22 protein-coding genes and 1 tRNA gene are annotated in these 22,732 nt (G+C 72.4%); 11 read left to right on the top strand and 12 right to left on the bottom strand.

Annotation, left to right across the window (positions count from 1 at the left end; all coding sequences use genetic code 11):
• The first annotated feature begins 46 nt into the window (after nucleotides 1-46).
• A complete protein-coding gene (locus ACZ7JZ_RS06605) occupies nucleotides 47-811 on the top strand; it encodes a MerR family transcriptional regulator (RefSeq protein WP_470934192.1) in 765 nt (254 codons plus the stop codon).
• Here ACZ7JZ_RS06605 and ACZ7JZ_RS06600 read toward each other — a convergent pair.
• Nucleotides 799-1,611: an exodeoxyribonuclease III gene (locus tag ACZ7JZ_RS06600; protein ID WP_470933892.1), complete on the bottom strand. Its 813-nt coding sequence runs from the start codon at nucleotides 1,609-1,611 to the stop codon at nucleotides 799-801. The two genes, ACZ7JZ_RS06605 and ACZ7JZ_RS06600, sit on opposite strands and share 13 nt — an antisense overlap.
• A 47-nt stretch (nucleotides 1,612-1,658) precedes the next feature.
• Between ACZ7JZ_RS06600 and ACZ7JZ_RS06595 the strand changes: the two genes are divergently transcribed.
• Together ACZ7JZ_RS06595 and ACZ7JZ_RS06590 are read left to right on the top strand one after the other, a co-directional pair.
• Nucleotides 1,659-2,153 carry a GNAT family N-acetyltransferase gene (locus tag ACZ7JZ_RS06595; RefSeq protein ID WP_470933890.1) on the top strand — a complete coding sequence of 165 codons (495 nt, stop codon included), beginning with the start codon at nucleotides 1,659-1,661 and terminating at the stop codon, nucleotides 2,151-2,153.
• Nucleotides 2,154-3,240: 1,087 nt separating this feature from the next.
• Entirely contained in the window at nucleotides 3,241-3,516 is a 276-nt protein-coding gene (locus tag ACZ7JZ_RS06590) for a DUF6355 family natural product biosynthesis protein (RefSeq protein WP_470933888.1), read from the top strand.
• A gap of 95 nt (nucleotides 3,517-3,611) precedes the next feature.
• Here ACZ7JZ_RS06590 and ACZ7JZ_RS06585 read toward each other — a convergent pair whose 3' ends face one another.
• Nucleotides 3,612-4,385: an SDR family NAD(P)-dependent oxidoreductase gene (locus ACZ7JZ_RS06585; protein ID WP_470933886.1), complete on the bottom strand. Its 774-nt coding sequence runs from the start codon at nucleotides 4,383-4,385 to the stop codon at nucleotides 3,612-3,614.
• Between the two features lie 126 nt (nucleotides 4,386-4,511).
• On the opposite strand from ACZ7JZ_RS06585, the gene ACZ7JZ_RS06580 reads away from it, so the two are divergent.
• On the top strand, nucleotides 4,512-5,432 hold the full coding sequence (locus ACZ7JZ_RS06580) for a LysR family transcriptional regulator (RefSeq protein WP_470933884.1): 921 nt from the start codon (nucleotides 4,512-4,514) through the stop codon (nucleotides 5,430-5,432).
• Between the two features lie 71 nt (nucleotides 5,433-5,503).
• Here the strand turns inward: ACZ7JZ_RS06580 and ACZ7JZ_RS06575 are convergent.
• The 7 genes from ACZ7JZ_RS06575 to galU form a co-directional block, all read right to left on the bottom strand.
• A tRNA-Ala gene (locus ACZ7JZ_RS06575) sits at nucleotides 5,504-5,577 on the bottom strand.
• A 67-nt stretch (nucleotides 5,578-5,644) separates the two neighbouring features.
• Complete coding sequence (gene sepX / locus ACZ7JZ_RS06570) at nucleotides 5,645-6,823, bottom strand: divisome protein SepX/GlpR (RefSeq protein WP_470933882.1); 1,179 nt, start codon at nucleotides 6,821-6,823, stop codon at nucleotides 5,645-5,647.
• Between the two features lie 142 nt (nucleotides 6,824-6,965).
• Nucleotides 6,966-7,592, bottom strand: coding sequence for a GNAT family N-acetyltransferase (locus tag ACZ7JZ_RS06565; RefSeq protein WP_470934190.1), 627 nt, complete (start codon nucleotides 7,590-7,592; stop codon nucleotides 6,966-6,968).
• Nucleotides 7,589-8,110, bottom strand: a complete 522-nt coding sequence (locus tag ACZ7JZ_RS06560) for a MogA/MoaB family molybdenum cofactor biosynthesis protein (RefSeq protein ID WP_470933880.1) — start codon at nucleotides 8,108-8,110, stop codon at nucleotides 7,589-7,591. Before ACZ7JZ_RS06560 ends, ACZ7JZ_RS06565 begins: the two co-directional genes overlap by 4 nt.
• Nucleotides 8,107-8,595: a cyclic pyranopterin monophosphate synthase MoaC gene (gene moaC, locus ACZ7JZ_RS06555; RefSeq protein ID WP_470933878.1), complete on the bottom strand. Its 489-nt coding sequence runs from the start codon at nucleotides 8,593-8,595 to the stop codon at nucleotides 8,107-8,109. Before moaC ends, ACZ7JZ_RS06560 begins: the two co-directional genes overlap by 4 nt.
• 84 nt (nucleotides 8,596-8,679) lie before the next feature.
• Entirely contained in the window at nucleotides 8,680-10,008 is a 1,329-nt protein-coding gene (gene glp, locus ACZ7JZ_RS06550; RefSeq protein ID WP_470933876.1) for a molybdotransferase-like divisome protein Glp, read from the bottom strand.
• Nucleotides 10,009-10,012: 4 nt separating this feature from the next.
• Nucleotides 10,013-10,915 carry a UTP--glucose-1-phosphate uridylyltransferase GalU gene (galU, locus tag ACZ7JZ_RS06545; RefSeq protein ID WP_470933874.1) on the bottom strand — a complete coding sequence of 301 codons (903 nt, stop codon included), beginning with the start codon at nucleotides 10,913-10,915 and terminating at the stop codon, nucleotides 10,013-10,015.
• Nucleotides 10,916-10,998: 83 nt separating this feature from the next.
• Between galU and ACZ7JZ_RS06540 the strand changes: the two genes are divergently transcribed.
• Nucleotides 10,999-11,598, top strand: a complete 600-nt coding sequence (locus ACZ7JZ_RS06540) for a 5-formyltetrahydrofolate cyclo-ligase (RefSeq protein ID WP_470933872.1) — start codon at nucleotides 10,999-11,001, stop codon at nucleotides 11,596-11,598.
• 15 nt (nucleotides 11,599-11,613) lie between these two features.
• On the opposite strand, the gene ACZ7JZ_RS06535 is transcribed toward ACZ7JZ_RS06540, so the two are convergent.
• Nucleotides 11,614-14,469 (bottom strand): penicillin acylase family protein, encoded by a 2,856-nt coding sequence (locus ACZ7JZ_RS06535; protein ID WP_470933870.1) that lies wholly within the window; start codon nucleotides 14,467-14,469, stop codon nucleotides 11,614-11,616.
• A gap of 263 nt (nucleotides 14,470-14,732) precedes the next feature.
• Here ACZ7JZ_RS06535 and ACZ7JZ_RS06530 point away from each other — a divergent pair, with 263 nt between their 5' ends.
• The 6 genes from ACZ7JZ_RS06530 to mscL all read left to right on the top strand — a co-directional run bounded on the left by ACZ7JZ_RS06530 (nucleotide 14,733) and on the right by mscL (nucleotide 20,994).
• Nucleotides 14,733-16,229, top strand: coding sequence for a potassium/proton antiporter (locus tag ACZ7JZ_RS06530; protein ID WP_470934188.1), 1,497 nt, complete (start codon nucleotides 14,733-14,735; stop codon nucleotides 16,227-16,229).
• A gap of 368 nt (nucleotides 16,230-16,597) precedes the next feature.
• Complete coding sequence (locus ACZ7JZ_RS06525) at nucleotides 16,598-18,043, top strand: MFS transporter (protein WP_470933868.1); 1,446 nt, start codon at nucleotides 16,598-16,600, stop codon at nucleotides 18,041-18,043.
• A gap of 67 nt (nucleotides 18,044-18,110) precedes the next feature.
• A complete protein-coding gene (locus ACZ7JZ_RS06520; protein WP_470933866.1) occupies nucleotides 18,111-18,434 on the top strand; it encodes an FmdB family zinc ribbon protein in 324 nt (107 codons plus the stop codon).
• A 102-nt stretch (nucleotides 18,435-18,536) separates the two neighbouring features.
• Nucleotides 18,537-19,370: an S-methyl-5'-thioadenosine phosphorylase gene (locus ACZ7JZ_RS06515; RefSeq protein WP_470933864.1), complete on the top strand. Its 834-nt coding sequence runs from the start codon at nucleotides 18,537-18,539 to the stop codon at nucleotides 19,368-19,370.
• Between the two features lie 589 nt (nucleotides 19,371-19,959).
• On the top strand, nucleotides 19,960-20,355 hold the full coding sequence (locus tag ACZ7JZ_RS06510) for a hypothetical protein (RefSeq protein WP_470933862.1): 396 nt from the start codon (nucleotides 19,960-19,962) through the stop codon (nucleotides 20,353-20,355).
• 135 nt (nucleotides 20,356-20,490) lie between these two features.
• Nucleotides 20,491-20,994 (top strand): large conductance mechanosensitive channel protein MscL, encoded by a 504-nt coding sequence (gene mscL, locus ACZ7JZ_RS06505; protein WP_470933860.1) that lies wholly within the window; start codon nucleotides 20,491-20,493, stop codon nucleotides 20,992-20,994.
• A 73-nt stretch (nucleotides 20,995-21,067) separates the two neighbouring features.
• Here the strand turns inward: mscL and ACZ7JZ_RS06500 are convergent, their stop codons facing one another.
• The gene (locus ACZ7JZ_RS06500) at nucleotides 21,068-21,274 is read right to left on the bottom strand and encodes a hypothetical protein (protein WP_470933858.1); all 207 of its coding nucleotides are present in this window, start codon (nucleotides 21,272-21,274) and stop codon (nucleotides 21,068-21,070) included.
• Nucleotides 21,275-21,305: 31 nt separating this feature from the next.
• Complete coding sequence (locus tag ACZ7JZ_RS06495) at nucleotides 21,306-22,730, bottom strand: NarK family nitrate/nitrite MFS transporter (RefSeq protein WP_470933856.1); 1,425 nt, start codon at nucleotides 22,728-22,730, stop codon at nucleotides 21,306-21,308.
• Between the last annotated feature and the right edge of the window lie 2 nt (nucleotides 22,731-22,732).

The following is a 22,732-nucleotide window of genomic DNA, read 5'->3' as shown; positions in this document are numbered from 1 at the left end:
CTCGCCCTCGCCCTCGCCCTCGCCCAGCACCGTACGCGAGTACCGGATGGACGAGCTCGCCGAGGCGGCCGGGCTGCCGGTGCGCACCGTGCGCTTCTACCGCGAGCGCAGACTCCTCCCGCCGCCGCGCCGCGAGGGCCGCATCGCCTGGTACGACGAACACCACCTGGCCCGGCTGCGCACCATCACCGCCCTCCTGGAGCGCGGCCACACCCTCGGCGGCATCGCGGAACTGACCGCCGCCTTCGAGAGCGGCCGGGACGTGGGCCAGCTCGGCGAACTGCTCGGCCTCGGCGGCGGGGCGGGCCTCGGCTGGTCCGAGGAGACCCCGGTCCGGCTGACGCCCGAGGCCCTGGCCGACTACTTCGAGGGCGAGGTCACCCCCGAGAACCTGGCCGCCTCCCTCGCCCTGGGCTACCTCGCCGTCGACGGCGACGAGATCGTGCACGTCAGCCGCCGCCTGCTCGACGTCTCCTCCGCCCTGGTCCGCGAGGGCGTCCCGCTGGCGGCCGTCCTGGAGGCGGGCCGCCGGGTCCGCGCGCACGCCGACGCGATGGCGGAACTCTTCGCCGACCTGGTCACGGCACACCTGCCCCCGCCGGCCCCGGAGGACTTCCCGGCGGCCATGGACCGGCTGCGCCCCCTGGCCAAGAGCGTGATCGAGGCGGAACTCTCCATGGCCATGGACCGCAGACTCCACGCCACGGGCCGGACGCGGGACGGGGAGGGGGACGGGCCGGGGGACGGAGAGCCTGGCCGGACGCCCGCCGCGCCCCCTTCCCGGACTTCCCAGACTCCTCAGACCTCGTAGACGACGGTCACCGGCGCGTGGTCCGACCACCGCTCGGGATGCGTCTCGGCCCGCTCCACCTGCGCCTTCACGGCCCGCGCGGCCAGCCCCGGGGTGGCCACGTGCAGGTCGATGCGCCATCCGGCGTCGTTGTCGAAGGCCCGCCCCCGGTAGGACCACCAGGAGTACGGCCCCTCGCCCTCGGGCTGCAGCGCGCGCACCACGTCCACGTACCCGCCCTCACCCTCGGCGGTGCCGTAGACCTTCCCCAGCCACTCGCGCTCCTCGGGGAGGAACCCGGCGTTCTTGCGGTTGGTCTTCCAGTTCTTGAGGTCGGCCTCCTGGTGGCAGATGTTCCAGTCGCCGCACACCAGCACCTCGCGGCCCCCGGCCGCCGCCCGTACCCGCAGCTCGGCGAGGTAGGGCAGGAACTCCGCCATGAACCGGTACTTCTCCTCCTGCTTCTCGGTCCCCGCCTCGCCCGAGGGCAGGTAGAGGCTGGCCACGGTCACACCCGGCAGGTCGACCTCCAGGTAGCGCCCGCTGCCGTCGAACTCGTCGCTGCCGAACCCGACCTGCACCCGCTCCGGAGCCCGCCGCGAGTACACCGCGACCCCCGCCCGCCCCTTGGCCGCGGCCGGCGCGAAGACGGTGTGCCAGCCCTCGGGCTCCCGGACCCCGTCCGGAATCTGCCCGGCCTCGGCCCGGACCTCCTGGAGGAGGACCACATCGGCGCCGGTCCCGGCCAGCCACGGCACGAAGCCCTTCTTGGCGGCGGCCCGGATCCCATTCACATTCACGGAGGTAACGGTGAGAAGCATCCGGGCACCTTACCTCCGCCCCGCAGCCCCTTCCGTACGATGTCCGCATGTCGAACGGGATCGAACTGCGCGCCACCACCTACGACCACCCCGACGCGGTGAAGCTGAACGACCAGGTCCAGCTCGAATACCGCGAGCGCTACCAGGGCGAGGGCGACGCGACCCCGCTCGACCCGGCGATGTTCGCTCCCCCGAACGGGCTCTACCTCCTCGCCTACGACGCCGCGGGCGCACCCGTGGCCAGCGGCGCCTGGCGCGCGCAGGAGGAGAACGAGGAGGGCTACTCCGACGGCGACGCCGAGATCAAGCGCATGTACGTGGTCCCGGAGGCCCGCGGCCTGGGCCTGGCCCGCCGCATCCTGGCCGAACTGGAATCCGACGCCCGCGCGGCCGGCCGCACCCGCATGGCCCTGGAAACGGGCGACCAGCAGCCGGAGGCCATCGCCCTCTACCTCTCCAGCGGCTACGACTACTGCAAGAAGTTCGGCCTCTACCGCACCTACGAAAACAGCCGCTGCATGTCAAAACCCCTCACGCCCTGAGGAGCGGACGCCGGGCCTGGGGCGGGGGCGCGGGCACCGCCACACGCTCCAGCCCACCCACGCCCCCACCCCCACAGCGGCCGCGGTGCTAGCCCCCACCTCACCCGTGCCACCTCCACCTCAGGCTCCAGCCCACCGCGTCACCGCCCCCACAGCAGCCCGCGGCACGAGCCCCCTACCCGCGCCACCGCCACACGCTCCAGCCCACCGCGTCACCACCCCCGCCAGCACGCCCCACCCGACCGGCATTTGCCCACCACCCCCACGGCGGTCCGGGGTACGGCGCTCAACCCGAACGCGATCAGCAGGCTGGCCGGAGTCCCGGCGCAGGGTCGGGTCACCTCCGGGTCCCGTCTAGAGCCCGTCTATCCAGCCTCGCCGGCGTTTGAGGCGCGGGGTCTGGGGCGGAGCCCCAGTTCGGGAAGGGGCGGGTAGGGGAACCGGCTCCGCGCAGCGGCCCCCCGACCCCGGGCCCACCTCTCTGACCCCTTACCCGGGTCGGGAAGGTTCTCCGGTGTCTGCTCGCATGTCTGAGGGTGCGGCCGTCCCGCGGCACCCTGTCAAGGGCGCTTCGCGTCGCTGCGCGATGGCCCTGCGGGCCACCCTTGACAGGCCACCACGGGACGGCAAGTCCCAGACTTGCCAGCAGCCACAGGAGAAAAAGCAGCAGGGGGACCAGGAACCCGGCCGGTCCGAATCGCCAGGCTGGCCAGAGCCCCGGCTGACCCCCGCCCTCCGGGCGGAAAGACCACAAGCCGCGGCGGATCGCTACACAGCCACGGCCGACTCAGCGACCTCCGGGCCGCCCTCGGCTGGGCAAAAGCCGCCGCTGGCCGGCACCCGCACCGTGCTCTACGTACCACCAGGCGGTACGACGGCCACCCGGCGCGGCACGCGGCCGCCCGCGTCACCCACGGTCACGGTCACGGCAGCCCGGGATTCGACGCAAACCCCCACTCACCGGATCCAGTGAAGAGATTCGCTCGTACGAGCGAAGGGGCGTGACTCCAGACCAGCATGATCGAAACACTCTCCGTAAGCAGTTCGCTACTTTCCGCAGCGAGCCCTTACCTTCAGGAGTTCCGTCATGCGCTTCCCGCGTTCCCTCGCGGCGACCTTCGCCGCCACCGCCCTGCTCTTCGGCCTCGGCACGGCGACGGCGACCCCCGCCGCCGCCAACCCCTGCGGGTTCTACGAGACCCATTCCGACGCCTGGTACAACCACTGCGCGACCAATACCCGCGTGGTCATCGAGGTGGAGGTCTGGGGGCCGAACTACGAGCGCTGCGTGGGCCCCGGCGACACCTGGCTGGGCTCTGCGAGCAAGATCGACGGCGCCTGGTACGTGGGGCGCACCTGCTGACCCGACGCACCGCACCCCCCTCACCACCCCTCCGGTGAAAGCCTGCCGGCGGCCCCCACCGCCGGCAGGCCCCCGCCCCCAGCCCCATGGGCCGCTCACACCGCGCGGCGCCCCGTGACGTGCCCGCCGTCCACCCGCAGCGCGTGGCCGGTGACGAACTCCGCCCCCGCCAGGTACAGGACGGCCTCCGCGATCTCCGGCGCCTCCCCCACCCGGTCGAGCAGCGCCAGGCCGGCCAGGGAGTCCACCTCGCCGCCCGCGTGCAGCGGGGTGCGGACGATGCCGGGGGCGACCAGGTTGACGCGGATGCCCTCGGCGGCCAGCTCGGCCGCAAGGCTCGTGGTCAGGGCGTGCACCCCGCCCTTGCTCACCACGGGCGCGCTGGCCGGCAGCGCGGCGAGGCCGTGGTCCACCAGCACGGTGCCGATGTTGACGATGCTGCCGCCGCGCCCCTGGGCGCGCAGCTGCCGTACCACGGCCTGCGTGGTGAGGTAGGTCCCCTTGAGGTTGCCGGAGAGGTAGCCGTCGAGTTCCTCCTCGGTGACCTCCGTGAAGGGCTTCGGGGCGAAGGTCCCTGCGTTGTTGACCAGGACGTCCACCCCGCCGAACCGCGCCACGGCGGTTCGCACCAGGGCCGCCCCGGTGGCGGCCGATCCGATGCCCCCGGCCACCTGCGCCACCCGCTCCGGATGCCCCAGCCCGGCCGCGGCCGTGGCGAGCCGCCCGGGGTCGCGCCCGTTGAGCACGACGTTGGCGCCGTCCGCCAGGAAGGCCCGCGCGATGTCCAGCCCGATGCCGCCGGACGATCCCGTCACCACGGCGGTGCGGGTGCGGGCGGGCGGGGTGGTGGGGTGCGGTGCAGAGGACACGGTGGACTCCCTTGGTTCGTATGCCCGTTGGAGGGCCTGCATGCCGGTGGTCCGGCACGTACGAACCTAGGAGGCCGCCATCCATAACGCCACGACGAAGATCGAAGCCTGTCATAATCCGCGGTTATGGCAATGGATATGGACCTGCGGGACCTCGAACTGATCTCCGCCACCGCCGAGGCCGGCAGCCTCACCGCCGCCGCCGAGCGGCTCTTCGTCAGCCAGCCCGCCCTCAGCCAGCGGCTGACCCGGCTCGAAGACCGTCTCGGCATGCGCCTGTTCGAGCGCAGCGGCCGCCGCCTGGTCCCGAACGCGGCGGGCCGCCGGATGCTGGTGGCGGCCCGTCAGGTGCTCGGCGAACTGGAGTCGGTCACCCGCGACCTGCGCGAGATGCGCGAGGGGCGGGACCGGCACGTCCGCTTCACCGCGCAGTGCAGCACCACCTTCCCGTGGCTGCCCCCGGTCCTGCGGGCCTTCCGCGCCCGGCACCCCGAGGCCGAGGTCCGCATCGTCACGGCCGCCGACGACGCCCCCGTACGCGCCCTGCTGAGCGACCGGATCGACGTGGCGCTGGTGACCAAGCCCGATGTGGAGATGGACCGGGTGCGCGCCGTACCGCTCTTCCAGGACGAGATGGTGGCCGTGGTCCCGGCCGAGCACCCGTGGGCCCGCCTCCCCCACGTGGCCGCGGAGCACTTCACCGGCGCGCACCTGGTGCTGTACGAGGTCTACGACCAGAACCGCATCCCCTCGTTCCCGCTCCCGGTCCCGCACGGCGCCCGCCCGGCCCGGATCAGCACCGTGCCGGTGATCACGGACCTGCTGATCGAGATGGTGGCCGGCGGACAGGGGGTCACCGTGCTCCCCCACTGGGTGGCGGCCCCGTACGCCGCCTCGCACTCCCTCGCCCTGGTGCCGCTCGGCCCCGAGCCCCTGACCCGCACCTGGTTCCTGGCCACCCGCCGCGACCCGCCGGCCCCGCACCTCGCCGCCTTCGTCGAGGAGCTCACCGCCCGGCTCGGCGAACAGCCGCCGAAGGGCCCCTGAAAGGGGCGGGGAAGGGGAACAAAAGCAGAGGTCCCGCCCGATCTGATGATCGGGCGGGACCTCTATGTCTGTGGACCTGTGGGGATTTGAACCCCAGACCCCCTCGATGCGAACGAGGTGCGCTACCAGACTGCGCCACAGGCCCTTGCGACGTGTGAAACATTAGCATCCCCGTCGGCGGATCCAAAAATCCGATCCCCGCAGGTCATGCCTCACTCGTTCGCGGCCCTCGGACGGTCCTCGGACTCGTACTGGTCGAACAGCGGCGTGCGGCCGCGCTCGCGCGGCCGGCGGCGGTCGGCCGGGCGCTGCTGGCGCTCGTTCGGAGCGGGGGCGGGGGCCTCCGGCTCCTGCGCCGCGCCGCCCTTCCCTCCGGCCGCCCGGCCGGGGTTCCGCCCCTGCGCGCCGCGGCCCGCGTCCTGGGTGCGGGCCCGCAGCCGCGGGTCGGTGGGTTCGGCGGTGCTGGAGCGGGCGGCGCTCCAGGACTCGGCCGGGCCCGAGGCCCGCGGGGCCACGGGCGCGGTGACGTACGTGGGCAGCGGGACCGGTACGGGCTCCCAGCTGTCCCCGCGGGCGGGGCCGCGCTCGCGCTCGCGCTGCTGGTCCACCCATTCGGCGTGGTCGGTCTGCTCCACGAGGGCCCGGCGGCCCGCTTCCTGCGGGGAGACCGCGGGGGCGGGCTCGGGCTCGGCCGGGGCGGGTCCGGCGCCGGTGTCCGGGTCGTGGCGGCGGGTGCGGTTCTCGCGCAGGTGCCGCGCCGCGGCCTCGGCCCGGCGGCGGTCCATGGTGAAGGAGAACCGCCGCCGCTCCTGGATCCGCAGGTGGGCGATGTAGGCGCTGAGCATGACGGCCGGGATGCCGGGCACCCACAGCAGGTGCAGGCCGCCGACCGCGGCGACGACGGCGCCGAGGGTGAAGGCGAGGAAGAGCATCGCGGTGGTGCGCCGGCGGCGGGCCAGCACCTGGGAGCGCTGGCGCCGGGCGCGCTCCGCCGCGGCCGCCCCGGCCGACTCGGCGGCGGACTGCTCCTCGCGTTCGCGGTGCGCCCAGTCCGCCGGTTCCTCCGGGAGGGGCCTGGGGTCCGTACGGGTCGCGGGCACGCCGAAGGCCCGGGCGTCGACCTCGACGGAGCTGATCGCTTCCGTCGCGGCGTCCGGGTCCACCGGGTCGGCCGGCTCCGTCAGGGGCTGCGCCTCTGCACCGCGCTCACGCAATTCCTTGGCATAACGGCGCTCCATACCGGCCCGGCCCGACAAGAGCCGGATGGCGGTGGAGAAGCGTTCCGTCGGACGGGCTTCGTTCAGCTCGTCCTGCCTCCGGAGCCACATGGGCACCAAGTAGGCGGCCCAGGCCCCGACAATGACTGCGTAGATGAGGCCGCTGCTGCTCACATCTCACACCGTAGAGGGGTACGGGCGACGGCATCCGCCAATTGGGCCGGTGTGTCGCACGATCTGGCTGATATCACGGACTTTTTTTGTGATTCTTCGGATCAGTTTATGGATGAATGAGTCGGTAATTCGAACAAACTTTTTATTTCTGTGCTCCGTCGGACCGTGTCCGGTGCCAGCGGCGCAGCAGCCCCTCCGGAACCTCGTCGGCCGTCAGGGCGAACACCAGGTGGTCCCGCCAGGCGCCGTCGATGTGGAGGTAGCGCGGCCGCAGCCCCTCCTCGCGGAATCCGAGCTTCTCCACGACCCGGCGGCTCGGCCCGTTCTCGGGGCGGATGCACACCTCGATGCGGTGCAGTCCGACCGTGCCGAAGCAGTGGTCGACCGCCAGCGCGACCGCCGTCGGCATGACCCCGCGGCCCGCCACCTCGCGGTCCACCCAGTACCCCACGTGCCCCGCGCACATCGAGCCCCAGGTGATCCCGGCGACCGTCAGCTGCCCGGCCATCCGGCCCTCGTACTCGATCACGAAGGGCAGCATCCGGCCGGCGTTCGCCTCGGCCCGCAGGTGGCGGACCATCTGCCGGTAGGTGGGGCGCTCGACCACCGGGCCCCAGGGGGCCGGCGGCGGGATGGTCGCCTCCCAGGGCCTGAGCCACTCGCGGTTGCGCCGGTTGACCTCGCGCCAGGCCGCCTGGTCGCGCAGCCTTATCGGCCGGAGGACGACGGGGCCGTCCGCCAGCACCGCCGGCCAGGAGGGACGGTTCAGCTCGTGCTCCCGGTGGGTCGCGGGTGGTCGCCGCCGCGGATCTGGTCCACGGCGTGCAGCAGGATGCGGTCCAGTACGGCGAGCCCGTCGCGGACCCCGCCCGGGGAGCCGGGCAGGTTCACGACCAGGGTGCGGCCCGCCACCCCGGCCAGGCCCCGGGACAGGGCGGCCGTGGGCACCTTGGCCAGGCCCTCGGCGCGGATCGCCTGCGGGATGCCGGGGACCTCGTAGTCCAGGACGCGGGCGGTGGCGTCGGGGGTGCGGTCGGTGGGCGAGATGCCCGTACCGCCGGTGGTGAGGATGACGTCGTACCCGGCGGCGACGCCCTCGCGCAGGGCCGCTTCGACCGGGTCGCCGTCGGGGACCACGCGCGGCCCGTCCACGGCGAAGCCGAGTGCGGTCAGGCCGGCAACGAGGAGCGGGCCGCCCTTGTCCTCGTAGACGCCCGCGGAGGCGCGGTTGGAGGCCGTGACGACCAGGGCGCGCAGGGCGGCTGCGGGGCCGCCGGGGGTGGTCACGCGCGGCTCCAGTCGCCCGACTTGCCGCCGGTCTTCTCCTCCACGCGCACGTCCGTGATGACGGCGCCCTTGTCGACGGCCTTGACCATGTCGACCACGGTGAGGCCGGCGACCGCGACGGCCGTCAGGGCCTCCATCTCGACGCCCGTGCGGTCGGTGGTCTTGACGGTGGCGAGGATCTCCACGGCGTCGTCGGCCACGGACAGGTCCAGCTTGACCCCCGAGACGGCGAGGGGGTGGCACAGCGGGATCAGGTCGGGGGTCTTCTTGGCGCCCATGATCCCGGCGATGCGGGCGGTGGCGAGGGCGTCGCCCTTGGGGACGCCCTCGCCGCGCAGGAGTTCCACGACGCGCGGGGAGACGAGCACCCGCCCGCTGGCGCGGGCCGTGCGGGTGGTGACGTCCTTCTCGGAGACGTCGACCATCCGGGCCGCGCCGGCCTCGTCGATGTGGGTCAGCCTGTTCTGCGCACCTGGGGTACTCATGTGGTTGTGCCGCTCCCGGTCCGGGCCCGCAGACGTTCGTGCGAGGCCTGTGTGGGCCAACACGCTACCCGCACCCGCGCACGTTCAGCGGAGCAGGACCACTTCCAGCTCGGTGCCGGGCTCCACCGAAGTGACGTCCTCCGGTACGACGATCAGCGAGTCGGCGTGCGCCAGCGCGGCGATCAGGTGCGAGCCGGATCCGCCCACGGGGCTGACCGTGCCCCGCTCGGAGTCGTACGCGCCGCGCAGGAACTGCCGGCGGGCCGCCGGGGAGCCGATGGCCTTCTCCGAGTCGAGGACGGCGCGGACCACCGGGCGGTGCAGTTCGGGCAGGCCCATCAGGGCGCGGATGGCGGGGCGCACGAAGAGCTCGAAGGAGACGTACGAGGAGACGGGGTTGCCCGGCAGGGCGAGCAGCGGGGTGTGGTCGGGGCCGATGGAGCCGAAGCCCTGGGGCTTGCCGGGCTGCATGGCGAGCTTGCGGAAGTCGATGCCGCTGCCGGGCTCGTCCTCGTCGCCGACGGAGGACAGGGCCTCCTTGACCACGTCGTACGCGCCGACGCTGACCCCGCCGGTGGTGACCAGCAGGTCGGCGCGGATGAGCTGGTCCTCGATGGTGGAGCGGAGGGTCTCGGCCTCGTCGGCGACGGCGCCGACGCGGTAGGCGATGGCTCCGGCGTCGCGGGCGGCGGCGGCGAGGGCGAAGCTGTTCGAGTCGTAGATCCGGCCGTCCGTCAGGGGTTCGCCGGGCTGGACCAGTTCGCTGCCGGTGGAGAGCACGACCACGCGCGGGCGGGGGCGGACCCGGACGGTGCCCCGGCCGATGGCCGCGAGCAGGGCGATCTGCGGGGGGCCGAGGACCGTGCCGGCGCTGAGCGCGAGGTCTCCGGCCTGGACGTCGCTGCCGCGGGAGCGGACGTGCGCGCGGGCCTCCGCGGCCCGGTGCACCCGGACCGTGCCGGCGGCGCCCTCGGGGGCCTCGCTGGCGGGGGTCATCCCGGAGACGGCACCGGCCCCGGCGCCGCCGTCGGTCCACTCGACCGGGACCACGGCCTCCGCGCCGGGCGGCAGGGGGGCGCCGGTCATGATGCGGGCGGCCTCGCCGGGTCCCACGGCGGGCAGTTCGCCACTGCCCGCCGCGACGTCCCCGACGACCGTCAGCACCGCGGGGAACTCCTCGCTCGCCCCCTGGACGTCGGCCACCCGGACGGCGTACCCGTCCATGGAGCTGTTGTCGAAGGGCGGCAGGGCGACGGGCACGGTGACGTCCTCGACCAGGACACAGCCCTGGGCGTCCAGCAGCTGGAGCTCGATCGGCTCCAGCGGGCGGACCGCGGCGAGGATGTCGGAGAGGTGCTCGTCCACCGACCAGAGGCGCTGGCGGCCGGTGTCCTGCGGTGCGGTGCTGCTCAAGGTGCTACATCTCCTCGTCGACGTAACTGCGGAGCCAGCTGCGGAACTCCGGGCCGAGGTCCTCGCGCTCGCAGGCGAGTCGGACGATGGCGCGGAGGTAGTCCCCGCGGTCGCCGGTGTCGTAGCGGCGGCCCGTGAAGACCACCCCGTGCACCGGGCCGCCGACGGACTCGTCCTCGGCAAGCTTCTGCAGGGCGTCGGTGAGCTGGATCTCCCCACCGCGGCCCGGCTCGGTCTCACGCAGTATGTCGAACACGGCGGGGTTCAGGACGTACCGTCCGATGACCGCGTAGTTACTCGGAGCTTCCGACGGATCGGGCTTCTCGACCAGTCCGGTGACTCGTACGACGTCGTCCTCGTCGGTCTTCTCCACGGCCGCACAGCCGTAGAGGTGCACCTGGGACGGATCGACCTCCATGAGGGCGATGACGCTGCCGCCGGTGCGCGCCTGGATGTCCACCATGCGCGAGAGCAGCGGGTCGCGGGGGTCGATGAGGTCGTCGCCGAGGAGTACGGCGAAGGGCTCGCGGCCCACGTGGGGCGCGGCGCAGAGCACGGCGTGGCCGAGGCCGCGCGGGTCGCCCTGGCGGACGTAGTGCATGGTGGCCAGGTCGCTGGACTCCTGGACCTTCTTCAGGCGGTCGTCGTCGCCCTTGGCCGCGAGGGCCGACTCGAGCTCGTAGTTCCGGTCGAAGTGGTCCTCGAGCGGTCGCTTGTTGCGGCCCGTGATCATCAGGACGTCGGTCAGTCCGGCCGAGACGGCTTCCTCCACCACGTACTGGATCGCCGGCTTGTCGACGACCGGCAGCATTTCCTTGGGGGTGGCTTTGGTGGCCGGCAGGAAGCGGGTGCCGAGTCCGGCTGCCGGGATGACAGCCTTGGTGATCACTGAGTGCGACATCGTCATGGCGGCACGATAGCCCCTGTGCTGGTGAGCAAGGTGAGATTCAGGTAAATAGCAGCTGATTTAGAAGGGTTTGAGAACTCCACGTGGGAGAGAACCGTTCCGCCAAATCGGACCTTCGGCGCGAACTGCTCGCCGCCCGTCGCGCCTTGTCCCCGCAGGACAGGGAGTCCGCGGCCCGCGGGCTGGCCCGGCAGGCCCTCGGGCTGCCGGAGCTGTCGGCTGCCAGGACGGTCGCCGCGTACGTCTCGGTCGGCTCCGAGCCCGGTACGCAGGCCCTGCTCGACGCCCTGCACGGGCGCGGGATCCGGGTCCTGCTGCCCGTACTGATGCCCGACAACGACCTCGACTGGGCCTTGTACGAAGGTCCCGGGAGCCTGGCGCCGGTGCAGCACGCGGGCAAGATGCAGCTGCTGGAGCCGGCCGGGCCCCGGCTCGGCCCCGGGGCGGTCACCGCCGCCGACACCGTCCTGCTGCCCGGGCTCGCCGTGGACGGCCGCGGGATGCGGCTGGGCCGGGGCGGCGGCTCGTACGACCGGGTGCTCGCCCGGCTCGGGCGGGCCGGGGCGCAGCCGGCCCTCGTCGTGCTGCTCTACGCGCACGAGGTGGTCGCGCGGGTCCCGGAGGAGCCGCACGACCACCCCGTCCAGGCGGTGGTGACCCCGGCGGGGGTCACGCGCTTCTGAGGGCCGGGGCCCCCGTCAGGGCTCGAGCGTCAGCGTGTCGGCGGTCGCCTTGTCGACCGCCGCCTTGCTGAACGGCCACTCCAGGAGCTCGCCCCTGGCCCACAGGTCCGTCTGGTCCGTGTAGTGGCTGCTGTAGGCGTGCCCGGAGGCGCCGGTCAGGTTGATCCAGCGGGACTTGTCCAGGTCGTTGAGGTTGACGACCATCCGCATGGACGGGACCCAGGTGACCCCGTAGCCGCTCGCGGCGTTCCAGCCGGTGGCGTTGACGGTGGCCTCACCGCCGCCCAGGTTCCACGGGCCGCGGTTGAGGAGCCACTGCATGAAGCCGGGGCCCTCGGTGCCGATGGTCTGGTTCTTCAGGGTCAGCTGGTGCAGGCGGCCCCAGCTCCAGGTGCCGCTGTCCTTGCCGAGCTTGGCGGTCAGCTCCCAGGTCGCGTCCTCCATGGCCCGGGCGAACAGCTCGTCGCGGGTGTCGGTGGCCTCGTCCAGGCGGGTGCCCGGGGACTTCCACCAGTCCGACTTCTCGTCCTGCATCAGCCGGCGGACCACCTCGAACCAGCGGTCGCCGCCGTCGGGCTGCGCCGACTCCTCGTCGCGCTCGCCGCACTCGCGCACCAGCTCGGCCAGGTCGTCGGCCGGGCCGCTGCTGTCGGGCGAGTGGACGTAGAGGCAGCTGCCCTCGATGCGGAGCTCCTTGGGCATCTTGTTGCCGAAGGCCAGCTTGAGGATGTTGCGCCAGACGGCGTTGAAGTACGCCGCGGCGGCCGAGTCGGGCTCCTGGGTGTAGTTCCAGCCCTCCAGCAGCTTCTGGGCCCGGCGGACGTCCGGGTCCGAGACCTGGATCTTCGACAGGACGGGCGCGAGCAGCGTGGCGATCTCGCTGCTGTTGTCCATCTGCATGGTGCGCATGTCGTCGGTCGAGACCTTGCCGCTGTCCTTGACCTTCGCCTCGATGAGGTCGTTGATCCGCTGGCTGCGGGCGCCGTAGCCCCAGTCGGTGGTCAGCGTGTACGGGTACTTGCCCTCGCCGGTCTGCACGGCCGCCTGGTTGGCGGTCACGATGAACCCGCGCTTGGGGTTGTACTCCCAGGGCAGCTCCTCCTGGGGGATCCAGCCGCCGTCTCCGTCGGTCTCGGCGTCGCTGCCGGTGGAGCTCCCGTCGGAGGCGGAGCCGTCCCCGTCAGCGGCGCCCGCCCTGGCGGACTTCCACGCGTACTTCGAGTCCCAGCCGGGGGCGGGGGTGCTGCCGTCGCCGGCGCCGCGCAGCGGGATCCGGCCGGGCATCTGGTAGCCGATGTTGCCGTGGGCGCCCTTGCCGTCGGCGTAGATCAGGTTCTGCGAGGGGACCTCGAAGTCGCGGGCGGCGGCCCGGAAGGAGTCGAAGTCCTTGGCGCGGTTGAGCTTGAAGACGGCGTCCATGGACCTGCCCGGGTCGAGGGCGGTCCAGCGCAGGGCCACGCCGTAGCCGGTGCCGCGGTCGGGGGCGGAGGTCGGGACGGGGGCGCGGGAGCCGACGGCGGCGAGCTCGTCGCTGCGGTCGGAGACCAGCGGGCCGTTGTTGGTGGAGCGGACCGTGATGGTCTTGCTCTCGCCGCCGGCGACCTCGATGACCTCTTCGCGGGTGGTGAGGGGCAGGACCTTGCCGTCGTACCGGTAGCCCTCGGGGGTGATCTGCTCCAGGTAGAGGTCGGTGACGTCGGCGCCGTTGTTGGTCATGCCCCAGGCGATGTCCTTGTTGTGGCCGATGACCACGCCCGGCATGCCGGAGAAGGTGAAGCCGGAGACGTCGTAGCGGCACTGCGCCGAGACGGTGCGGCAGTGCAGGCCCATCTGGTACCAGACCGAGGGCAGCTGCGGGGAGAGGTGCGGATCGTTGGCGAGCAGGGGCTTGCCGGTGGTGGTGGAGGTGCCGGCGACCACCCAGGAGTTCGATCCGATGCCGCTGCCGTTGGGGCCGAGGAGGGCGGGGATCTCGTCGAGGGTCTTGGACAGGGCGCTGAGCTGGGCCTTGAGGCCCTCGCCGGTGCCGCCCTGGGCGCTGATGCCGCTGAAGCCCCCGTCCGAAGAGGAGGAGCCGTTCGAGCCGCCCGCGCGGGAGGACCCGCCCTGGGGGACGTACCCGTCGGAGGAGTCGACGGTGCCGCCCTCGACGATCGGGCGGTTCCGGTCGAAGGGGTAGGGCGGGTAGAGCTCGGAGATCTGCTTCTTGGAGAGGCGGCCGGCCATGAGGGAGCGGTCGATCTCGTCCTGCATGTTGCCGCGCAGGTCCCAGGCCATGGCCTTGAGCCAGGCCACGGAGTCGACCGGGGTCCAGGGCTCGGGGGCGTAGTCGTCGGTGAGCTTGAGGGCCGCGTGCTCGACGGAGAGGTCCTTGCCGGACTTCCCCTTGAGGTACGCATTGACCCCCTCGGAGTACGCCTGGAGGTACTTCTTGGTCTCCGGGGAGAGCTTGGTGTCGTACTCGGTCTGCGCGACCCGGCGCCAGCCGAGGGTGCGCAGGAAGGCGTCGGTCTCGACCTGGCCGCTGCCGAACATCTCGGAGAGCCGGCCGGAGGTCATGTGGCGGCGGACGTCCATCTCCCAGAAGCGGTCCTGCGCCTGCACGAAGCCCTGGGCGCGGAACAGGTCCTCGTCCGTGTCCGCGTAGAGCTGCGGGATGCCCTTGCCGTCGCGCTTGACCTCGACGGGGGCGGACAGGCCTTCGAGCCTGAGGGTCCCGGTGGTCTGCGGGAAGGAGGCGCGGACGCCGTCCACCGTCCAGTAGGCGCCGTAGCCGACGCCCGCAACGAGCGCCAGCACCAGGACGAGGACGATCAGACGGCCTCGTCGTCCCTTCTTCTTGGGGGAAGGGGCGGATTCGTTCGCGGGCATCGCTGTCCTTCGAGGGGGCAGTGTGGTCCTGGAGTGCTGGGAGCAACCATAGGCGCAGCGTCCACCCCGTTCGGACGCGGTGTCAGGGACTTTGTCGAACAGGCGTTTCACAATGTGGCAAGGGAGTCAAGAAATCGTCAAAGATTAGGTAAGGTAACGAAGTACTGGCCGCCGGGCCGGAACTCCCCCGTGTCGTCACGGCACGCTGCGCAGCGAAACGATCCGGCGCCCCCGAAGACCGCTTCCAGGGAAAGGGCCGTGCGCTGACCGTCCACCAGCTCAACGAGCTTCTGCTGATCTGTTCGGCCGTCCTCCTCATCGCCGTGGCCGCCGTGCGCATCTCCTCGCGCAGCGGCCTCCCCAGCCTGCTCATCTACCTGGGCATCGGGATCGCGATCGGACAGGACGGGATCGGCAACGTCGTCTTCGACAACGCCGAGCTCACGCAGGTCATCGGCTATGCGGCGCTGGTGGTGATCCTCGCCGAGGGCGGTCTCGGCACGAAGTGGAAAGAGGTCAGACCGGCCCTGCCGGCCGCGGTCTCGCTCTCCCTGGTGGGCGTCGCGATCAGCGTCGGCGTGACCGCGGCGGGCGCCCACTACCTGGTCGGGCTGGAGTGGCGGCAGGCCCTGCTGATCGGCGCCGTCGTCTCCTCCACGGACGCCGCGGCCGTCTTCTCCGTCCTGCGCAAGGTGCCGCTGCCCTCGCGCGTGACGGGCGTCCTGGAGGCCGAGTCCGGCTTCAACGACGCCCCGGTCGTCATCCTCGTCGTGGCCTTCGCCACCGTCGGACCGGTCGACTCCTGGTACGTGCTCGTGGCGAAGATCGCACTGGAGCTGGCGATCGGCGCCGCCATCGGCCTCGCCGTCGGCTGGCTGGGCGCGTTCGGCCTGCGGCACGTGGCCCTGCCCGCGTCCGGCCTCTACCCGATCGCCGTGATGGCCATCGCCGTCGTCGCGTACGCGGCGGGCGCGCTCGCGCACGGCTCGGGCTTCCTCGCCGTCTACCTGGCCGCGATGGTGCTCGGCAACGCGAAGCTGCCGCACTGGCCGGCGACCCGGGGGTTCGCAGACGGCCTGGGCTGGATAGCCCAGATCGGCATGTTCGTCCTGCTCGGCCTGCTGGTGACCCCGCACGAGCTCGTCAACGACTTCTGGCCCGCGGTACTCGTCGGCCTGGTGCTGACGATGGTCGCCCGGCCGCTGGAGGTCTTCATCAGCCTGCTGCCGTTCCGGATGCCCTGGCAGGAGAAGGCCCTGATGTCCTGGGCCGGGCTGCGCGGAGCGGTGCCCATCATCCTGGCCACGATCCCCATGGTCTCGGGGATCGAGGGCAGCGAGCGGGTCTTCAACATCGTCTTCGTGCTCGTGGTCGTCTACACCCTGATCCAGGGCCCGACCCTGCCGTGGCTGGCCCGCAAGCTGAACCTGGGCGACTCCGACCGGGGCGCCAGCGACCTCGGCATCGAGTCCGCCCCGCTGGAGAAGCTGCGCGGGCACCTGCTCTCCTTCGCCATCCCCGAGGCCTCGCGGATGCACGGGGTCGAGGTCAGCGAGCTGCGGCTGCCCGCCGGGGCCTCCGTGACCCTCGTCGTGCGGGACGAGAAGAGCTTCGTACCGCTGCCGTCGACCGTGCTGCGGCGCGGGGACGAGCTGCTCGTCGTGGCCACGGACCCGGTGCGGGACGCGGCCGAGGCGCGGCTGCGCGCGGTGGCGCGGGGCGGCAAGCTGGCGGGCTGGCTGGGGACGGGCGGACCGTAGGCTCGTAGGTTCCTACGAGGATGCCTCGAGCGGCGGCAGGGCCGCACTCGCGCGCATTACGGACAGCGGAGGCGTGCCCACCCAAACGCCTCGTTAAACGTAGGTGAACTCACCCGCTGTCTCAGGAATCACAGGTGCGCCCGCAGCACATCCCTGTACCATGAAGACACACCAATCGACCAACTCTGCCTGATGCAGAGCTGGCGCGACCGCTCGGCGGCCGTGGCCCCCTCCCGCAGTGGGTGGCCCAGGTATCACTCGGTTCTGCGCATGAGGACAGCTCTCGGGGCTCCGATGTACGGGTGCGGCCCACAAAGCACGCACCGTCCGCAGACGGGGGCCCTACCAGGTGGCAGAAAGGCCAGGCCGTGGCATCCGCGGTCACGACCGAGAAGTCCCGAGCGGGTTACGGGCAGCTGCTGCGCACGCCGGGCGCCCTCAGCTTCCTGCTCCCGGGGTTCGCCGCCCGGCAGCCCTTCGCGATGCTGACCATCGGCATCGTCCTGCTCGTCCAGCACACCACCGGCTCCTTCGGCAGCGCGGGCATCGTCGCCGCCGTCACCGGCGTCTCCATGGCCCTGTTCGCCCCGCAGATGGGCAAGCTGGCCGACCGCATCGGCCAGAGCGCCGTCCTGGTGCCGGTCGTGCTCGCGCACGCCGCCGCCGTCAGCGCCCTGACCGCCCTCGCACTGCTCGGGGCCCCGCTGTGGGCGCTCGCGCTGGCCGCCGTACCCGCGGGCGCCTCGGTGCCGCAGGTCGGCCCCATGGTCCGGGCCCGCTGGGCCGCCAAGCTGGAGGGCGAGCGCGCGCACCTGCTGCCGACCGCCGCCGCCTTCGAGTCCGTGACGGACGAGTTCACCTTCGTCGTCGGCCCGGTGCTGGCGACCTTCCTGTGCACCCAGGTCCACCCCGCGGCGGGCCTGATCACCGAGGCCGCGCTGACCTTGATCGGCGGTCTGCTCTTCGCCGCGCAGCGGCGCACCCAGCCCAAGCCGGCGGGCCGCGGCTCCCTGACGGGCGAGAAGCACGCCTCCGCGCTGTCCGTGCCGGGCGTCCGCGTCCTGATCGTGGCCTTCCTGGGCATCGGCGCCGTCTTCGGCGGCATGCAGGTCTCCCTGGCCGCCTTCTCCGAGGAGATCGGCAACCCCTCCGCGAACGGCCTGCTGTACGGCGTCTTCGCGGCCGGCAACATGATCGCGGGCATCGCCTGCGGCGCCATCGCCTGGAAGATCGGCCCGCGCCGCCGCCTGATCCTCGGCTACGTCGCCCTGACCGCCGCCGCCTCCGTCCTGTGGGCCGCGAACGACGCGCTGCTGCTGGGCGCGCTGGGCCTGGTCGTCGGCCTGAGCATCGCCCCGGCCCTGATCACCGGCTACACGATGGTCGAGCGGCTGGTCCCGGCCGCCTCGCGCACCGAGGCCTTCACCTGGCTGACCGGCGCGGTCGCCTTCGGCCAGGCCGCGGCCGTGACGGTCGCGGGCCGGCTGACGGACTCGTACGGGTCCGGCGCCGGGTTCCTGGTGCCGCTGGTCGCCACCGCGCTGGCGCTGGTGACGGTCGTGGCCCTGCGGTCGCGGCTGGCGCCGAAGGCCCCGAGCCGGATCGTGCGGGGGGCGGGCGCGGCTGCTGCCCCTGCCGGCTCCACCGCGGCCTCCGGCACTGCTTCGGAGACTGTTTCCGGGGGTGGCTCCGCGGGGGGTTCCGTGGAGGGCTCCGGGGCTGGTTCCGCCGCCGCGCCGGCCGCTCGTACGGCGGTCCGCGAGGCCGCTCCGGAGCGTGTCCTCGGTCACCGCGTACCGGTGACGGTGGACTGATCCGGCGGAATACGTCACCATGGAGCGTCGTTAGCACTCATTGAGTCAGAGTGCCAGGAGGAAATTCGTGCCGACCTACCAGTACCAGTGCACCGAGTGCGGCGAAGGCCTCGAGGCGGTGCAGAAGTTCACCGATGACGCCCTGACCGAGTGCCCGAGCTGCAAGGGACGCCTGAAGAAGGTGTTCTCCGCGGTCGGCATCGTCTTCAAGGGCTCCGGCTTCTACCGCAACGACAGCCGCGGTGCGTCGTCGAGCAGCTCCCCGGCCTCGAAGCCGACGTCTTCGAGCACGTCGGGCGCGTCGACTGCGGCTCCCGCCGCCTCGTCGTCCGCCTCGTCCTCGTCGTCGGCTTCCTCCTCGGCTTCGTCGAGCAGCACGCCGGCCGCCTGAGCGCGCCGCACACCTCGCGGAAGGCCCCGCACCCCCTCGGGTGCGGGGCCTTCCGCATGGGCCCGTACGGCTCTGAGCAGGGCGCCCGCCTAGGCTGGGGGCATGGTGAACGCAGAGATCGGCGTAATCGGCGGTTCGGGCTTCTACTCCTTCCTTGAGGACGTCTCCGAGATCGAGGTGGAGACCCCCTACGGCGCTCCCAGCGACTCGCTCTTCCTGGGTGAGCTGGCCGGGCGCCGGGTCGCCTTCCTGCCCCGGCACGGACGCAGCCACAAGGTGCCGCCCCACAAGATCAACTACCGGGCGAACCTGTGGGCGCTGCGCTCCGTCGGCGTGCGCCAGGTGCTGGGGCCGTGCGCGGTGGGCGGGCTGCGGGCCGAGTACGGGCCGGGCACGCTGCTCGTACCGGACCAGCTGGTCGACCGTACGAAGGGCCGCAAGCAGACCTTCTTCGACGGGGAGGCCCTGCCGGACGGGACGGTGCCGAACGTCGTCCACACCACCTTCGCCGACCCGTACTGCCCGGCCGGGCGGACGGCCGCCATGGCCTCCGCGCGCGGGCGCGGCTGGGAGCCGGTGGACGGGGGCACGATGGTGGTGATCGAGGGGCCGCGGTTCTCGACCCGCGCGGAATCGCAGTGGCACGCGGCGATGGGCTGGTCCGTGGTCGGCATGACCGGGCACCCGGAGGCCGTCCTCGCCCGCGAGCTGGGGCTCTGCTACACCTCGATGGCGCTGGTCACGGACCTGGACGCGGGTGCGGAGACGGGCGAGGGGGTCTCCCACACCGAGGTGCTGAAGGTGTTCGGCGAGAACGTGGGGCGGCTGCGCGAGGTGCTCTTCGACGCGGTGGCGGCGCTGCCGGCGACGGAGGCGCGGGACTGCCTGTGCACGCACGCGCACGACGGCTGGGACCTGGGGATCGAGCTGCCGTAGCCCGTGGGGGTGAGGGGGTTGTCCACAGGCGGGGGACGGTCCACAGGGCCGGGCGGGAATCGGGGAGGGGGCGGATCGTGAGGGGTGTCCGGGCGAAGGGTCCGGGCGGTGGAATCCCCGAACTCCCTCACGACGGGCGGTGGTCGGCATGTCCGGCACGATGCGCGCACGGCAGGACCGTGCAGGAACCCCTCTCTCCCCCTCCACTGCGCTGACCGGCCCTGGCGGCCTTGCGGGCCCTGCCGGGTTTACGGGCTCGGCTGGCTTTACCGACTCGGCCGGCCTTGCCGGCTCGGGTGGCGTTGCCGGTGCGGGTGGCCTTGTCGACTCGGGTGGCCTTGTCGGCTCGGGTGGCGTTGCCGGCGCGGGTGGCCTTGTCGGCGCGGCTCGCTCGGCGGGCTTTGCCGGCTCTGCTGGCCCTCCCTCTCCTCCCGCTCCTCCTGGGCTTCCCGCCCTTCCCGGCAGCCCCCCTCCCCCGCCGGGGGCGCCTCCCGGCTGCCCGCCGCCCCGTGGGGTCCCGGAGTTCGCCCCGCTGCGGGTGGGGCGGGGCGGGGACCGGCTGAGGCGGGCGCTGCGGCGCAGGCGGCGGGTGACGGCGGCCGGGCTGGCGGTGGCTGCTGCCGCGCTCGCGGCGGCGGGTCCGGAGGCCCGGGCCTCCCGCAGCGGGCCGGCTCCCGCGCCGCCCCCGCCGCGCGCCGAGGCGGTGCGGCTGGTCTCCGCGCCCGTCCGCATCGCGGATGCGGCGACGGTGCGGCTGCTGCGGCCCGGTGACCGGGTGGACGTGGTGGCCGCAGCCGGCGGCCAGGGCGCCGAGGCGGGGCAGGCGCGGGTGCTGGCGCTGGCGGCGCGGGTGGCCGAAGTGCCCGTACCGGAAGCGGGAGTTGGCGAGAGCGGAGCGCTGGTGGTGCTCTCCGTGCCGCGCGGGACCGCTCGTACGCTGGTGGCCGCGGGTGCGGTCTCGCGGCTGGCGGTGACGCTGTGCTGATTCGCACGCGCGGACGGTCAAGTCAGCTGAACGCGTGCGCCGATTGGACAGCACGGGCCCGGACTGCCGTATTTTTCGGAACCGTTGACTCCGTGTCCTGCTGCCGATGCGACACATGCGAAGAGAGGCTCAGTGGTGAGCGAGAAGAAGAAGGAGAGCGTCCTGGCCGGATTCAGGGCTTTCCTGATGCGCGGGAACGTGGTGGACCTGGCGGTCGCCGTGGTCATCGGTGCGGCGTTCACGAACGTCGTGAACTCCGTGGTGAAGGGCATCATCAACCCGCTGGTCGGCGCGATCGGGACGAAGGACCTCAACAACTACTCGTCCTGCCTGAAGTCCCCGTGCGAGACCAACGCCGCGGGCGATGTGGTCTCGGGTGTACCGATCATGTGGGGCTCGGTGCTCTCCGCGGCCCTGAGCTTCGTGATCACCGCCGCGGTGGTCTACTTCCTGATGGTCCTGCCGATGGCGAAGTACCTGTCCAAGGTGGAGGCCCGCCGGAAGGCCAAGGAGGGCGTGAAGGAGACCCTGGACGTCACCGAGCTGGAGGTCCTCAAGGAGATCCGGGACGCCCTGGTGGCGCAGCGCGGGTCCGGCGAGGGCTCTGCGGGCGGCGCGGGCCGCGGCCCGGTGGTCTGACCCCTCCGCAGCGGCCGGACCGCCCGGCGGGACCGGTCCGCCCGGTTCCCCGGGCGGGACCGGTCCGGCCGGATCAGAGGTGGTGCGGCGGCTTCTCGTCGAGGAAGCGCGCGAGGTCGGCTGCGCTGCCACTGCCGGAGGAGGGCCGCTCGCCCCACCCCCGGTCCGTGTCGTCGGCGGACTGCCGGTCGAGCGGGTCGTCGAAGTCCAGCACGGGCTTGGGCCGGGGCTTGCCGTGCGGCTCCGGCGAGGCGGGTGCGGGAGTGGGGGCGGTGCTCATGCCTCCAGGGTACGGCGGGGGCCCGGCCAGGTCAGCTGGGTGCCTCGGCGCCCTTGCGGGCGTAGAACCACCAGCACACGGCGAGGCAGGTGGCGTAGAAGGCGATGAAGCACCACAGGGCACTGGTGACGGGGAAGTTCGCGAACATCGCCGGGATGAAGAAGAAGCCGTAGGCCGCGATGGCCGAGGAGAAGCCGGTGACCGCTCCCGCCTCCATCTCGGACTGCTTGAGCGCCGCGGCCTGGGCCTCGGGCCCCTGCCCGGCGGCGGCCCGGGAGTGCTGGTCCCGGAAGATCACGGGGATCTGCCGGAAGGTCGAGCCGTTGCCCAGGCCGGAGAAGAAGAAGGCCGCCAGGAAGCCCAGGAAGAAGGTCCAGAAGTCGCCCTGGTCCAAGCCGGAGGGCAGGGCGGAGATGACGACGACGAGCGAGGCCGCCATGCCGACGAAGGACAGCATGGTGACCCTGGCGCCGCCGATCTTGTCGGAGAGCCAGCCGCCGGCCCAGCGCATCAGCGCGCCGACGAAGGGGCCGATCCAGGCGTAGGTGGTGGCCTGGTAGCCCTGGGCCTGGAAGTTGTCCTTGATCAGCAGGGGCAGGCCCGCGGCGAAGCCGATGAAGGATCCGAAGGTGCCCACGTACAGCCAGGTCATCAGCCAGTTGTGCTTGCGCTTGAAGATGATCTTCTGCTGGCTGAAGGGGGCCGCTGCGACCTTCAGGTCGTTCATCAGGAACCAGGCCAGCAGGGCCACGACCACCAGCAGCGGCACCCAGAGGAAGGCGCCGTTCTGCAGCCAGATGTCGGTGTTGTTCTTGGTGTCTCGCTGGGGGCCGCCTGCCGGGGCGCCGAGCACGGCGGCGGTGACCACCAGCGGGGCGACCAGCTGGACGACGCTCACGCCCAGGTTGCCGAGGCCGCCGTTGAGCCCGTTGGCGCTGCCCTTCTCCCGCTTGGGGAAGAAGAAGCCGATGTTCGACATCGAGGAGGCGAAGTTGGCGCCGCCGATCCCGCAGACCGCCGCGATCAGCACCATCTCCCAGTAGGGCGTCGCCGTGTCCTGGAGCGCGAAGCCGAGCCACAGCATCGGGGCGATCAGGATGAAGGTGCTGAAGGCGGTGAACTTCCGCTCGCCGAAGATCGGGCCGATGAAGGTGTACAGGATGCGGAAGGTACCGCCCGTGATGCCCGGGATCGCGGTCAGCCAGAACAGCTGCGATTTCGAGTAGCCGAAGCCGACGTCGGTCAGCCGGACCACGGTCACCGACCAGACCTGCCAGACCACGAAGCCGAGCATCAGGGCGGGGATCGAGACCCACAGGTTCCGCTGGGCCACCCTGCGGCCGGTGGCCTGCCAGAAGGAGTCGTCCTCGGGCCGCCAGTCGCCGATGGTGGTGCCGGGCCGGTAGGTGTCGGCCCGGTGCGGGCGCGGTCCGGAGTTCGTCGTGCGTATGGACATGG

The organism is Streptomyces sp. NPDC038213 (assembly GCF_055600495.1).
The sequence above is the reverse complement of the archived record's forward strand: the minus strand, read 5'-3'. Positions and strand labels throughout refer to the sequence as shown.

Bases quoted from the DNA above. Each gene is read 5' to 3' on its own strand.
- ACZ7JZ_RS06535 (WP_470933870.1), bottom strand. From the start codon at position 14,469: ATGCCCGCGAACGAATCCGCCCCTTCCCCCAAGAAGAAGGGACGACGA.
- ACZ7JZ_RS06595 (WP_470933890.1), top strand. From the start codon at position 1,659: ATGTCGAACGGGATCGAACTGCGCGCCACCACCTACGACCACCCCGAC.
- ACZ7JZ_RS06590 (WP_470933888.1), top strand. From the start codon at position 3,241: ATGCGCTTCCCGCGTTCCCTCGCGGCGACCTTCGCCGCCACCGCCCTG.
- ACZ7JZ_RS06515 (WP_470933864.1), top strand. From the start codon at position 18,537: ATGGTGAACGCAGAGATCGGCGTAATCGGCGGTTCGGGCTTCTACTCC.
- ACZ7JZ_RS06580 (WP_470933884.1), top strand. From the start codon at position 4,512: ATGGCAATGGATATGGACCTGCGGGACCTCGAACTGATCTCCGCCACC.
- moaC (WP_470933878.1), bottom strand. From the start codon at position 8,595: ATGAGTACCCCAGGTGCGCAGAACAGGCTGACCCACATCGACGAGGCC.
- ACZ7JZ_RS06500 (WP_470933858.1), bottom strand. From the start codon at position 21,274: ATGAGCACCGCCCCCACTCCCGCACCCGCCTCGCCGGAGCCGCACGGC.
- galU (WP_470933874.1), bottom strand. From the start codon at position 10,915: ATGACGATGTCGCACTCAGTGATCACCAAGGCTGTCATCCCGGCAGCC.
- ACZ7JZ_RS06605 (WP_470934192.1), top strand. From the start codon at position 47: ATGGACGAGCTCGCCGAGGCGGCCGGGCTGCCGGTGCGCACCGTGCGC.
- ACZ7JZ_RS06495 (WP_470933856.1), bottom strand. From the start codon at position 22,730: ATGTCCATACGCACGACGAACTCCGGACCGCGCCCGCACCGGGCCGAC.
- ACZ7JZ_RS06600 (WP_470933892.1), bottom strand. From the start codon at position 1,611: ATGCTTCTCACCGTTACCTCCGTGAATGTGAATGGGATCCGGGCCGCC.